The organism is Terrabacter sp. 05T424 (assembly GCF_056396225.1).
In genome coordinates, this window is sequence record NZ_JBFTLB010000011.1 from 21,154 (window position 1) to 34,244 (window position 13,091).

Annotated in this window: 12 protein-coding genes and 1 tRNA gene; 5 read left to right on the forward strand and 8 right to left on the reverse strand. The window is 69.4% G+C overall.

The features are described 5' to 3' along the window. The first annotated feature begins 37 nt into the window (after window positions 1–37). A complete protein-coding gene (locus tag AC1DE0_RS19050; RefSeq protein WP_478104178.1) occupies window positions 38–676 on the forward strand; it encodes a YdeI/OmpD-associated family protein in 639 nt (212 codons plus the stop codon). Between the two features lie 9 nt (window positions 677–685). Here the strand turns inward: AC1DE0_RS19050 and AC1DE0_RS19055 are convergent, their stop codons facing one another. Continuing rightward, window positions 686–820, reverse strand: a complete 135-nt coding sequence (locus AC1DE0_RS19055) for a hypothetical protein (RefSeq protein ID WP_478104182.1) — start codon at window positions 818–820, stop codon at window positions 686–688. Between the two features lie 146 nt (window positions 821–966). Between AC1DE0_RS19055 and AC1DE0_RS19060 the strand changes: the two genes are divergently transcribed. From AC1DE0_RS19060 to AC1DE0_RS19075, 4 genes are all read left to right on the forward strand, one after another. Continuing rightward, entirely contained in the window at window positions 967–2,196 is a 1,230-nt protein-coding gene (locus tag AC1DE0_RS19060; RefSeq protein WP_478104186.1) for a deoxyguanosinetriphosphate triphosphohydrolase, read from the forward strand. Between the two features lie 51 nt (window positions 2,197–2,247). Further along, window positions 2,248–4,176, forward strand: coding sequence for a DNA primase (gene dnaG, locus AC1DE0_RS19065; protein ID WP_478104190.1), 1,929 nt, complete (start codon window positions 2,248–2,250; stop codon window positions 4,174–4,176). Then, entirely contained in the window at window positions 4,176–4,694 is a 519-nt protein-coding gene (locus AC1DE0_RS19070) for a hypothetical protein (RefSeq protein WP_478104194.1), read from the forward strand. The genes dnaG and AC1DE0_RS19070 overlap by 1 nt, the downstream gene beginning before the upstream one ends. Before the next feature lie 106 nt (window positions 4,695–4,800). Further along, a tRNA-Asn gene (locus tag AC1DE0_RS19075) sits at window positions 4,801–4,873 on the forward strand. A 70-nt stretch (window positions 4,874–4,943) separates the two neighbouring features. Here the strand turns inward: AC1DE0_RS19075 and AC1DE0_RS19080 are convergent. From AC1DE0_RS19080 to AC1DE0_RS19110, 7 genes are all read right to left on the reverse strand, one after another. Next, window positions 4,944–5,873, reverse strand: a complete 930-nt coding sequence (locus AC1DE0_RS19080; protein WP_478104198.1) for an amino acid ABC transporter permease — start codon at window positions 5,871–5,873, stop codon at window positions 4,944–4,946. After that, window positions 5,870–6,547, reverse strand: coding sequence for an amino acid ABC transporter permease (locus AC1DE0_RS19085; RefSeq protein ID WP_478104202.1), 678 nt, complete (start codon window positions 6,545–6,547; stop codon window positions 5,870–5,872). The genes AC1DE0_RS19080 and AC1DE0_RS19085 overlap by 4 nt, the downstream gene beginning before the upstream one ends. An 80-nt stretch (window positions 6,548–6,627) precedes the next feature. Beyond that, window positions 6,628–7,473, reverse strand: coding sequence for a glutamate ABC transporter substrate-binding protein (locus AC1DE0_RS19090; RefSeq protein WP_478104204.1), 846 nt, complete (start codon window positions 7,471–7,473; stop codon window positions 6,628–6,630). A gap of 64 nt (window positions 7,474–7,537) precedes the next feature. Beyond that, on the reverse strand, window positions 7,538–8,266 hold the full coding sequence (locus AC1DE0_RS19095; protein WP_478104441.1) for an amino acid ABC transporter ATP-binding protein: 729 nt from the start codon (window positions 8,264–8,266) through the stop codon (window positions 7,538–7,540). A gap of 194 nt (window positions 8,267–8,460) precedes the next feature. Further along, window positions 8,461–9,975, reverse strand: a complete 1,515-nt coding sequence (locus AC1DE0_RS19100) for a M23 family metallopeptidase (protein WP_478104209.1) — start codon at window positions 9,973–9,975, stop codon at window positions 8,461–8,463. Between the two features lie 713 nt (window positions 9,976–10,688). Continuing rightward, window positions 10,689–11,444 carry an alpha/beta fold hydrolase gene (locus AC1DE0_RS19105; RefSeq protein ID WP_478104213.1) on the reverse strand — a complete coding sequence of 252 codons (756 nt, stop codon included), beginning with the start codon at window positions 11,442–11,444 and terminating at the stop codon, window positions 10,689–10,691. A 154-nt stretch (window positions 11,445–11,598) separates the two neighbouring features. After that, window positions 11,599–12,543 (reverse strand): fatty acid desaturase family protein, encoded by a 945-nt coding sequence (locus AC1DE0_RS19110; protein WP_478104217.1) that lies wholly within the window; start codon window positions 12,541–12,543, stop codon window positions 11,599–11,601. Between the last annotated feature and the right edge of the window lie 548 nt (window positions 12,544–13,091).

Here is a 13,091-nt window from a genome sequence, read left to right on the forward strand (position 1 = left end):
TCCTCCCAGCGTCGGCGGTGGCTGGCAGGATCGGGGCATGCGACAGGGTGGATCCGCCGAGCGGCCGGCGACCTTCTTCGACGATGCCGACGACTTCCGGGCCTGGCTCGAGGCCCACCACGACAGCGCCACCGAGCTGTGGATAGGCCTCAACAAGAAGCACGTCGAGCCGCGCGGCCTCCAGTGGGCCGAGGCCGTGCGCGAGGCGTTGTGCTTCGGGTGGATCGACTCCGTCGCGCAGCGCATCGACGAGGACACCGTGCGCCAGCGGTGGACGCCGCGCAAGTCGGGCAGCAACTGGAGCACGATCAACATCAACGCCGTGGCCGAGCTGACGGCGGCCGGGCGCATGCACCCAGCGGGGGTCGCCGCGTTCGAGAAGCGGCGCGAGGACCGCTCGGGCATCTACGCGTACGAGAACAGGGAGCGCACCTGGCCCGATGCCTACGAGGCCCAGCTACGCGCCGATGCACGTGCGTCGGCGTTCTGGGACGCCGCGACGCCGTCATACCGCAAGGTGGCGACCAACTGGGTGGTCACGGCAAAGCAGGAGGCCACCCGTGACAAGCGGATGGCCGAGCTCGTCGACGACTGCGTGCACGGGCGCCTCATCAAGACCCAGCGCTACGGCGTCGAGCCCGCCTGGGTGCGCCGGGTCCGCGACGAGCTCGGCTGACGCTGCCCCTCAGCGCTTGCCCTTGGGCGGGAGGAACTCGTGGTGCGAGCCCTTCTGGTCGGCCTTGGCGTGCTTCTCGGCACGCTTCTCCTTGATCGACTTCGAGCCGGTGGTCATGTGGGACCTGGGCGACTTGTCGGCCATGATGCACTCCTGCCTCTCGGGGACGGGCCGCGCCCGCCCCACCCCGCCAGTGTGCTCCGGTGCTGCGACGGGTGCCACGGGGTTTCTGACCCGTCGCACGGACGGGCATCACCATGACGAGAGCGTGGGCACCTTAGAGTCGCCTCGTGGGCTACGAGGGTCGAGACCGTGAGCGCTGGGTCGCGGAGGACCCTGCCCAGAAACGGGCCGACCGCGACGACTTCGCGCGAGACCGGGCCCGGGTCGTCCACTCGTCGGCGCTGCGCCGGCTCGCGGCCAAGACGCAGGTGCTCGCCCCCGGTCACGACGACTTCGTGCGCAACCGACTCACCCACTCGCTCGAGGTCGCCCAGATCGGGCGCGAGTTCGGGGCGGCGCTCGGGTGCAACGCCGACGTCGTCGACACCGCGTGCCTCTCCCACGACCTGGGCCACCCGCCCTTCGGGCACAACGGCGAGACGGTGCTCGACGAGATCGCCTCTGGCATCGGCGGGTTCGAGGGCAATGCACAGACGCTGCGCATCCTGACCCGCCTCGAGGCGAAGCGCGCGCACCCTGACGGCACCCCGGCCGGCCTCAACCTCACTCGGGCGAGCCTCGATGCCACGACGAAGTATCCATGGGCGCGCGGCGACGGACCCTACGAGACAGGCAAGTTCGGTGTGTATCCCTCGGATCTCACTGTCTTCGAATGGATCCGCGACGGTGCTGTCGCACGTCGGCGCTGCCTCGAGGCGGAGGTCATGGACTGGTCCGACGACGTCGCCTACTCCGTCCACGACGTCGAGGACGCCATCGCGTCAGGGTGGATCGACCCGCGCATCCTCGAGTCTCGCGACCTGACCGACGTCCTCGACGTCGCGGGACGCACCTACGCGCCCGACCTCGGCGCCGACGCGCTCGGTGCGGCGCTGGAGCGTCTCACGGCCTCCGAGGCGCTGCCCACGGCATACGACGGCTCGCGCGGCGACCTCGCACGGCTCAAGGACATGACGAGCCGCCTCATCGGGCACTTCGTGTCGGTGGTCGAGCGAGCGACCCGGGAGCGGCACGGTCCGGGGCAGCTGTGCAGGTTCGAGGCCGACCTGGTGGTGCCCGACGACACGCGGGCCGAGTGCTCCGTGCTCAAGGCCATCGCCAACCACTTCGTCATGACCACCGACGAACGTCTCTCGGTGATGTCAGGGCAGCGCGAGGTCGTGCGCGACCTCGTGGAGGCGTATGCCGCCCGGCCCGACGAGTGCCTCGACGCAGCCTTCCGGGCGGACCACGACGCAGCGGCCGACGACGGCGAGCGGCAGCGCGTCGTCGTCGACCAGGTCGCCTCCCTGACCGACGTGCGAGCCCTCGCCCTCCACAGCCAGTGGTGCCGCTGACAGGCACCGGGGTGGCGACGAACTAGGATCACGGGCAGCGACAGGAGGCAGATGGCGGGGCTGATCAACAGCGAGGACATCGCGGCGGTCAAGGCGCGGTCGTCCATCGAGGACGTCGTGCGCGAGCACGTGACGCTGCGCTCCGCCGGGCCCGGCTCGCTCAAGGGCCTGTGCCCCTTCCACGACGAGAAGACGCCCTCGTTCAACATCCGTCCTGCCGTGGGTGCCTGGCACTGCTTCGGCTGCCAGGAGGGCGGCGACGTCATCTCCTTCGTGCAGAAGGTCGACCACCTGACCTTCTCCGAGGCCGTCGAGCGGCTCGCGCAGAAGCTCGGCATGGAGCTGCGCTACGAGGACGGGCAACGCCCGCGCGAGGAGGGCCTCGGGCGACGCAGCCGGCTGATCGAGGCCCACCGCGTTGCCGAGGAGTACTACACCGACCTCCTGCTCAACGACCGGGGCCCGGCCCGCCAGGGGCGCGACTTCCTGCGCGCCCGCGACTTCAACGGCACCCACGTCAAGCAGTTCGGCATCGGCTTCGCCCCGCGCGGCGGCGAAGACCTGGTGCGCCACCTGCGAGCCAAGGGCTTCACCGACGACGAGCTCGTGACCGGCGGGCTCGCCGGACGTGGCGCCCGCGGCCTCTACGACAGGTTCCGCGGTCGGCTGGTGTGGCCGATCCGCGACATCACGGGCGACACCGTCGGGTTCGGCGCGCGCCGCATCTTCGACGACGACCGCATCGAGGCGAAGTACCTCAACACGTCCGAGACGCCGATCTACAAGAAGTCGACGGTGCTCTACGGCCTCGACCTCGCGAAGAAGAAGATCTCGCAGGGGCGGCAGGCCGTGGTCGTCGAGGGCTACACCGACGTCATGGCCTGCCACCTCGCCGGGGTCGAGACCGCCGTCGCGACGTGTGGCACGGCCTTCGGTGCCGAGCACATCAAGCTGCTGCGTCGCCTCATGCGCGACGAGGCCGGCCTGGCCCCGGCGAAGGTGATCTTCACCTTCGACGGCGACGCCGCCGGCCAGAAGGCCGCGATGCGGGCGTTCGCCGACGACGAGAAGTGGACGTCACAGTCCTTCGTCGCCGTGGAGAAGTCGGGCAAGGACCCGTGCGAGCTGCGCCAGGCCGGTGGTGACCCCGCCGTCCAGGCGCTCATCGAGGACGCCGTGCCGATGTTCGAGTTCGCCGCCCGCACCACGATCAAGCGCTTCGACCTCGGCACGGCAGAGGGCCGCATCCAGGCCGTCCGGGCCGTGGCCCCGATCGTCGCCTCCATCCGCGACCGTTCGCTCCAGCCGGAGTACGCCCGCGAGGTGTCGGGCATGCTCGGTCTCGACGTCGAGCAGGTCGCCTCGGAGGTGGCACGGGCCGGCAAGATCAAGGTCGACGACGGCCCCCGGGCCCAGCCCGGGCGTGGCGGCCGCGACGAGGCCGTCGAGCCGCTGGTGGGGGAGTCCGGCCCGGGCCTGCCGGTGCCCGACCGGCGAGACCCGGTCGTGCTGGCTGAGCGGCAGCTGCTCCAGGTGCTGCTGCAGTTCCCCACCGTCTTCAAGGCCGGCGCCATAGACCTGCTCACGCCCGACGCCTTCTCGGCGCCCGCTCACCGTGCCGTGTTCGACGGTGTGCGCATCGCGCACCACGACGGCGACAAGGCCAACGCCCGAGCCTGGACCTCCGCCGTCACCGAGGCCGCCCCGTCGCCCGTGGCGGGCCTCGTGAGCGAGCTGGCGGTCGACACGCTGCCGACGCGCATGGACCCCAACACCGGCCTGCCGACCTCGCGCTACGTCGACGAGCTGTTCGACCGCGTCCGCACCATCGCCCTCACGCGTCGCATCGCCGACGCGATGAGCGAGATGCGGCGCCTCGACCATGCCGAGAGCCCTGAGCCAGAGCGCACGAGGGAGCTCGGCATCCAGCTCCAGACGCTCCAGCGCGAGCTCGCCGCGATCAAGGCAGGGATGGGCTGATGCCGCTGTTCGAACGACGCCGCCGGCCCCCACTGCCCGCCGACGTCCGCTCTGCGGTGCCGCTCGACGGCGCCGAGTCGGTGCTCGCCTGGGCCCGCGACGACCTGACCGACGGGCACGTCGTCGCCACGACGCACCACCTCGCGTTTGTCGGCGCCGACGGTGCGCTCGCCTGGCGCCGGCCCTGGCACGAGGCCGAGACCGGCACCTGGCAGGGCGAGAGCTCGCTGCTCACCGTGACCTGGGCCGACCGGGCACCCGCCGCCCAGTGGCGCCTGCGCGAACCGTCGCTGGTGCAGCAGACGCTCCGTGAGCGCCTCCAGGCGAGCGTCGTGCTCTCCGACGAGTTCCGCGCCCCGAACCGGCGCACCGTGAGGGTCGTCATCCGGCAGGACCTCGCCACCGGAGCGCTGGTCGAGCAGACGATCCCCGGCAAGGGTGTCGACCTGAGCGACCCGCGCGTGGCGGCCGAGGCGGCCGAGCGGCTCGCTCGCCTGCGCTCCGAAGTAGGTCTCTGACGCGCCGAGGAGCGCTTCCGGAACCTGCTCCCGAGGGCCTCCGCGCGACCCGCCGAACCCGATTTCTTGTCGCCGCAGATGCTTTGCTATGGTTGCGCAGCAGCATTCCCCTGTAGCTCAATTGGCAGAGCAGCCGGCTGTTAACCGGCAGGTTATTGGTTCGAGTCCAATCGGGGGAGCACAGACGAGAAGGGCCCCGACACCACTGGTGTCGGGGCCCTTCTCCTTGCCGTCAGGGGCGGTGCCTGGTCATCGGTTCGTCGCGTCGCCCGTGTAGACCCCGCGGCCACCGATACCGTCGGTCGGCGCGTCGACCGTGCCGGGACCGGCCACGCCGGTGACCGGCCCTGCCTTGCGTGGGCCGCGACCGCGACGGTTGAGGCGACGCTCGACGCGTCCTGCGACGACCGTCAACCCGAAGTTGATCGCGATGAAGATGACGGCAGCGAGGATGTACGCGGGGATGACCGTGGCGAAGGCGGTGCCCATGTCGCGCATGCTCTGGAGCAGCTCGGGATAGGTGATGGCGGCACCGAGGGCGCTGTCCTTGAGGATGACGACGATCTGGCTCACGAGCGCCGGCAGCATCGCCGTCAGCGCCTGCGGGAGCTGGATCGAACGCAGCGTCTGGGACGCCGTGAGCCCGATGGACAGGCCGGCCTCGGACTGCCCCTTGGGCAGCCCGTAGACGCCGGAGCGCACCAGCTCGGCGATGACCGAGCCGTTGTAGAGCGTCAGGGCGATCACGACCGCCATGAACGAGTTCAGGCTGGCCACGAAGATGTTGTTGAACGCGAACAGCTGGAACAGGAAGTACATCATCAGCAGCACGGGCACGGCGCGGAAGAACTCCACGACGATGCCGCTGACCCACCGGATGGGCCCGTTCTGCGAGAGACGGCCCATGCCGAAGAGGATGCCGAACGCCATCGCCGACACGATCGAGACGGCGGCCGCCTTGATCGTGTTGATGAGACCGGGAATGACGTACGCGGTCCAGACCTCGGGGTCGATCAGCGGCTGCCAGAGAGCAGCCGTCAGCTGTCCCTGGGCGTTGAGCTTCCACAGCACGGCGGCAAGCGTCGCCGCGAAGAGCACGAAGCCGAAGGCCGTGAGGATCGCGTGGCGGCGACGTGCCCGGGGGCCGGGCGCGTCGAACAGGACGTTCTGGGCGCTCATCGCTTCACCGCCAGGCGGCGCGACAGCGACGTGAAGAGGAGGCCGACGGGCAGCGTCAGGATGACGAAGCCGAGGGCGAACACGAGGAACACGGCGACGCTCGCCGTCTCGTTCTCGATGATGACCTTCATCAGGGCTGATGCCTCCGCGACGCCGATGACCGAGGCCACGGTGGTGTTCTTGGTGAGGGCGATGAGGACCGAGCCGAGCGGTGCGATCGCACCTCGGAACGCCTGCGGCAGGATCACCTCGCGAAGGCTCTGGCCGAACGTCAGGCCGATCGACCGGGCCGCCTCGGCCTGACCGAGCGGAACCGTGTTGAACCCACTGCGCAGCGCCTCACAGACGAACGCCGCGTGGTAGACCGCGAGGGCCACCATCGCCCACCGGATCGCGTTGTCGCGCAGGGAGGTCGATGAGTTCGGGTCGACCAGGTTGATCTGCAGCACGATGCCCACACCCGCGAGGGAGAAGAACACGATGAGGGTCAAGGGGGTGTTGCGGACGATGTTGACGTAGAACGCACCGAGCCGGCGCAGCACGGCGACCGGCGAGACGCGCATGATCGCCAGGACCGTGCCGATGACGAGGGCACCGATCGCGGAGAAGAACGTCAGCCTGATGGTCATCCAGAAGGCGGCGAGGATGTCGTACTTCGCGAGGATGTCGAGCATGTCCCTCCTTCACGCACAAGGGATCTGGCCTGCGGGGGCCGCGGCGCCGAGTGGCGTCGCGGCCCCCGCGAGGCGAGCGATCAGGAGCAGGCGGCGGGGGTGGGCGGGTTGCCCGTGCCCGGCTTGTAGCCGGCCGGCCCCAGGTTGGCGTCGAGCGCCTTCTGCCATGAGCCGTCGCTGATCATCTTCTTGATGGCGTCGGTGATCTTGGTGCACTGGGCCGTGTCACCCTTCTTGAGACCGATGCCGTAGTTCTCCGTGGAGAACGGCTTGCCGACGACCTTGAACTTGCCCTTGTACTGCTCCTGCGCGGCGTAGCCCGCGAGGATGGTGTCGTCGGTCGTCAGGGCGTCGACGCCACCGGTCTGCAGCGCGGGCAGGCACTCGGAGTAGGTGCCGAACTCCTGCAGCTGCACGCCGGGGTACTTGTCCTTGACCTTCTGGGCGGAGGTCGAGCCGGTCACCGAGCACAGCTTCTTGCCGGTGAGGCTGTCGGGGCCGGTGATCGAGCTGTCGTCGGCTCGTACCAGGAGGTCCTGGCCAGCGATGAAGTAGGGGCCGGCGAAGCTGACCTTCTGCTTGCGGGCGTCGGTGATGGAGTAGGTCGCGACGACGAAGTCCACCTGACCGGTCTGGATGAGCGTCTCACGCTGGGCGCTCGGCGCCTGCACCCACGTGATGTTGTCCTCGGACGTGCCGAGCTGCTTGGCGACGTACTTGGCGACCTCGACGTCGAAGCCGCTGTACTCGTTGCCCTTCTTGAGGCCCATGCCGGGCTGGTCGAACTTGATGCCGATCTTGAGGCCGCCACCGCCGCCTCCGCCGGTGCCGCCGCTGCCGCCGCTGGGCTGGCCGGATCCACACGCGGCGAGCGTGAGGGCCAGCGTCGCAGCCGCCGCGACGATTCCGAGTCGTCGTGCCTTCATTGGGGTTCCTCCCTGGTGGGTTGCTCACGGCACGCGGTCCTGCGTGCCGCTCTCGTCAGCTGGTTCAGTGGGTGAGGATCTTGCCGAGGAAGTCCTTGGCGCGATCGCTCTTGGGGTTGGTGAAGAACTCCTGCGGAGTGCCGACCTCGACGATCTGGCCGTCGGCCATGAACACCACGCGGTCGGCGGCCTTGCGGGCGAAGCCCATCTCGTGGGTCACGACGATCATCGTCATGCCCTCCTTGGCGAGGCCGACCATGACGTCGAGCACCTCGTTGACCATCTCGGGGTCGAGGGCCGACGTCGGCTCGTCGAAGAGCATGACCTTGGGCCCCATCGCGAGCGAGCGCGCGATGGCCACACGCTGCTGCTGACCGCCGGAGAGCTGCGCGGGGTACTTGTCGGCCTGGGCCTCGACGCCGACCCGCTTGAGCAGGTCGCCGGCCAGGGTGTCGGCTTCGGACTTGGACTTCTTGCGCACCTTGATCGGACCGAGGGTCACGTTGTCGCGGATCGTCTTGTGGGCGAAGAGGTTGAAGGACTGGAACACCATGCCGACGTCGGCACGCAGCTGCGCCAGGGGCTTCCCCTCCTCGGGCAGGGTCTTGCCGTCGATCGAGATCGTGCCGGCCTCGATGGTCTCGAGGCGGTTGATGGCCCGGCACAGCGTCGACTTGCCCGAGCCGGACGGGCCGAGCACGACGACGACCTCGCCCTTACCGACCGTCAGGTTGATGTCGCGCAGCACGTGCAGGTCGCCGAAGTGCTTGTTGACACCCTCGATGACGACCATCGGGTCACGGGGCTCGTCGGGGGTCCGATCGCTCGTCGCCGCGGCGTCGGTTCTCACGTCGTCCATCCCGAAAACCTATCGGCTCCCGCGGCCGTGCGGCATCCCAGCGCGCCGAGCGTGCTCGAATCGTGAGGACTTCAGCCGCTCTGGTCATCGGACCCACCTGGTCCCGCGGTCGCGGAACCGGGTGCCGATCAGGCGATGGAGCTCGTCGGAGCCGGGGGCGCGGTGGGCGCCGGGCCTGTGGCCGAGTCAGGGGCGGGCGCAGCAGCCTGGGTCGTGGCCGGAGGCGGGTCGCTCGGGGCCGGTGCGGGCGCGGGGTCCGCGGGGGCGACTCGTGCCACCGACGGAGCAACTGCCGGCGGAGGTTGGGGTGCGGGCGCAGGCGCCGGGTCTGCAGGCACTGCAGGCGCAGGGTCAGCAGTTGCGGGCGCCGGTGGCGGGTCGACCGGTGCCGGTGCCGGAGGCGGGTCGGCTGCAGGCGTCGTCGCCGCCGGCGGGTCGACAGGGGCCGCCGGTGTCGTCGGAGGCGTCGTCGTCGTGGGCGGCTCGGTCGTGGCCGGCGGCGTGGTCGTGGTGGCCGGCGGTGTCGTTGTCGTGGCCGGCGGCGAGGTCGTGGTGGTCGGCGGTGTCGTTGTCGTTCCCGGCGGCGTGGTGGTCGTCGTCGGCGGCGGCGTGGTGGTCGGCGGCGTGGTGGTCGGCGGCGTGGTGGTCGGCGGCGTGGTGGTCGGCGGCGTGGTGGTCGGGGGCGTGGTGGTCGGGGGCGTGGTGGTCGGGGGCGGAGTCGACGTCTGGGTCGGGTGGGACGTCGCGGCCGGCGGCGGCGTCTGGCTCGGCGAGGACGATGGCGGCGGCGTGATCGTGGCGGCCGGGGTCGAGGGGACGACGGAGGCCTCGGGGATCGGCACGTCGCCGTCCTCGACGGTCTTGACGACGCGGCCACCCTGGTCGATGACCAGGTGGGGGACGACGGCATACGGCACGGAAGAGGTCGCTGACGGCGGGAAGCCCAGGTAGGGGGCCGGGTCGACGTAGCGGTCGTTGACGATGACGTCGAAGTGCAGGTGGCACCCGGTGGACCATCCGGTCGTGCCGACGAGGCCGATGACCTGGCCCTGCTTGACCTGCTCGCCCTCGGTCACGAGGAACTTGGACTGGTGGCCGTATGCCGTCTTGAGCGTCGGTGTGTGCTCGATGATCGTGCGTCCGCCCCACGAGTTGGAGACCCGGGCGTAGATGACGGTGCCGTCGGCCGCCGCGTGGATCGGGGTGCCGCACGTGGCGGCGAGGTCGATGCCCGTGTGGAACATGGGGCGACCCAGCACGGGGTGCATGCGCGGGCCGAAGGAGGACGTCTCGCCGCCCGGCACGGGGTGGATGAAGAGCGGTCCGCCGACGATCGGTGCTGCGATCGCCTCGGCAGTGGCCGGCGCCAGGCTGATCGCGGGGAACATGAAGAGGCCGCCGCCGACAGCGTTGGCGAACGCGGAGTCGGCGGGCGCCATGGCGGCGGTGGGCGTGCCTGTCGCGGCCAGGTCGGCGACCTGCTGGCGCACCTCGCCGATGACGCCGACGGCGTTCTGCACGGCGGGTTGGCCGGCGGCGAGCTGCACCGCGGTCCGCGGCGACTGGGGTGAGCTGCCTGCGAGGAACGGGAGCAGCGCGAGCAGCAGCAGCATCGTGGCAAAGGGCACGACTCGACGGCTCATCCTGATGTTCAGGACGAACGGACCCCTGCTCCCGTCGACGTCACGCACCACTGGGCCACCCCCCTGGAGGCAAATCTGCTGGTTGTCTGGACCATCTTCCCGGCGAACCGGGCCCCCGCAACCGGAAGTTCACGCGGACGACCCCCCGTCCGAACGACCGGTCTCGTCAACCATAGGTGGACCGCCTCGACGCCGGGGGCTTCCCGCAGAATTGCGCCGGCATTCTGTGACGCATGAGGCTCGTGACTGCAATGTCCGCCCTCCTGGCGATCGGCACGCCGAGTGCTTGCACGAATCTTGCGCAAACGACGCGTCCAAAATGTCATGGAACTTGCAGTCCTGCAGGCACCGTGGTGTTCGAGGGGAAACCGACCGCGGGGGGCCGCGTCGGGTGCATGGCCGGTCGGGGGACCGGTGGGGGTGGAGACGGGGTGGGTTCTGCCGGGGGAGTCGGCGGGACCCACCCCGTTCGCCGTCCCGGTCCTGCGACCGAGCCTGTGGGGCAGCAGGGGCTTGAACCCTGGACCGACGGATTATGAGTCCCATCCACCGCGTCCTGGGCTGTCCCGCGTGGTTGGTCTGGGCCCTGCTCTGTGCTCAACGGCAGGCCAGTTTCGATCGTCGTGCGGCTTGGTCCTGCCCTGTTGTGGGTCTGCCGTTAGCAAGCTGTTAGCAGAAGGGATGGGAATCACTTCGAGGATGAGGTGGCACATCTACCGCGGGGACGCAGGCACTTGATCGATCTCCAGGCGTATCCGATCGACCGCCGCTGCTACGGCGGCTGCGTGAGTGATGGGGACCATGTGGGCAGCGCCGTCAGTGGTGGTCAGGCGACCCCCGCAGGCCTGCCGCAAAACGGCTGACCACTCGTGCGAGGCGATCAGGTCGTTTGCGCCACGCACGATCTCGACGGGCACGTCCAGCCGACTCAGGGCAAGGTCGGTGCGGAAGTGGCGCATCGTGTCCATGCCTCTCAGCATGCTCAGGATCCCGGTTCGTCGATATTGTGGAAGGAGCACGGGGGCTTCGCTCAGCCGTTCGTGGCTGGCCGTGCGCGCCCATTGGCGTAGCATTTTGGGCCACGTCTGGGCGGTGGGGTCGGTGACGGGGCCGATGAGGACGAGCCCCAGCACATCGTTGGAGTTGCTGGCGGCTTCGACCACCACGGGGCAGCTGGCCGAGTGGCCAACCAAGATGCTCGTCTCGCCCGTGGGCAGGCTCTGCAGAAGCCGCTCGGCTTGGCGCTGGACGGAGAGATTTGCCCGGTGTGCCGCTGCGAGTCCCAGAGAGGGCAGCAACACGACAGTGCTCCGCCCGCCAAGTTGGTGGCGGACCAGCTGCGACGACCGGCTGTCGAGCCCGAGACCGGGCACGAAGACGACGAGCGAGCTCCGGTCGTTGGGGGTGCCGGGGTCGACGCTGTCACTCGGGGAGGGAAAGCCGTCAGGCACGGAAGAGCTGGAGGTCATGGAATTCCTCAGCGAAGGGGTGCCTTGGGCGAGTCACGGGGCGGAGGGGGCTCGTGGTCTTTCGAGTCGTCCGCGGCCACGATCTCACGCCTCGGGAGTGGAGGCTGCCGTCAACGCGTGGCCAGGCAGCGGGTCCTTCCCTCGACGCACTGGGTCATCCAACGGGTTCGATGGCTCGGCGTTGAGCGACCAGAGGGCACAGGAAAGGGTCATTGCCGCGGAGCCCGACTCGGTTGAGGTGTCCGATGACCTGCCGGTACGCCGACCCGAGGGTGGTCTGGGTGTATGGGATGCCCTCGGCGGCGCAGTACGCGGCGACCAGGGGTTGAATCTTGCGCAGGTGGGGTCGGGCGATGGAGGGGAACAGGTGATGCTCGATCTGGTAGTTCAGGCCACCCATCAACACCGAGATGGCCTGACCGCCTGTGATGTTTCGCGAAACCAGGACCTGTCGTCGCAGAAAATCCAGCTTGAGAGTGGCGGGTACGACGGGCATCCCGATGTGGTTCGGCGCGAACGCACACCCGAGGTAGAACCCGAAGACCCCCACCTGCACGGCGAGGAACGCGAGCGCCTTGCCGGGCGGCAGGACGAGGAAAACCAGCGCGAGCAGGCCGCCCAGCCGCACGGTGAGGAAGGTCCCTTCTGCCCAGCGGCGTTTCATGACGCCCGGGGAGGCGACTCGGCGGACTCCGTCCCAGTGCAGCGACAGGCCCTCGAACACGGTCAGCGGGAAGAAGAACCAGCCTTGGTGCCTGACGAACCATCTCGCCAGCGGGACCTTGACACGGTCAACAGCGGCGGGGGTCAAGGCCAGAGCTCCGGGGGCGATGTCCGGGTCGCTGCGGTCCTTGTTCGGGTTGGCGTGGTGACGGTTGTGCTTGCTACGCCACCACCCGTAGCTGATTCCGACGAGGAGGTTGGCCGTAATCAAGCTGATCCAGTCGTTCCACGCTGCCGACGCGAAGATCTGACGGTGGGCCGCGTCATGGCCCAGGAACGCGATCTGGGTCATGACCACGGCCAGCACCGTCGCCATGGCCAGTTGCCACCAGCTGTCCCCCACGCGAACGAACGCGGTCACCCATGTTGCGAGCACGAGACCCGCACCTACGAGCTTGGCCCAGTAGTAGCCGTACCGTCGCCGCATCAGGCCCTGGTCATGAACCCCTTGCATGAGGGCTGTGAAATGGCTGGCGCTGCTCGCCCTGTCAGTGGCTGTCCTGCCCGCGGCCCCAGATGGCGAGCCAATAGCGTGGCTGCGTCGCCCCTTGCTGCGCGGGGACTCCATCGTGCTCGGCCCGGGGAACGAGGTTCGGTTCGGGGAGGGCATCGCCATGGTTCTGCTTTCCGTCGGTTGCATCGCCTCGCACCACGCGTGCAGGACGGTTCGAGGCAGGACCTGTTGTCCAGCAAGTCGAAGGGAGCGAACGACTGATCGGATGGTTGCGCGTCCCCAACCCGAAAGGGCGACGGCAGCGGCGAGGTTCATCGTCCACGCATGTCTCTACGTACCCGTCAACGCGGCAAGTACCGCGGTGGGCTCTCGTCAAGGGCCGCAACCGCGACCTCGGTGGGGCGCGGCGCTGGGGCAGCCGCCTACTCGTTGGGTCCCTCGCCTGTCTCCGGGATCGGTTCCTGACGGCC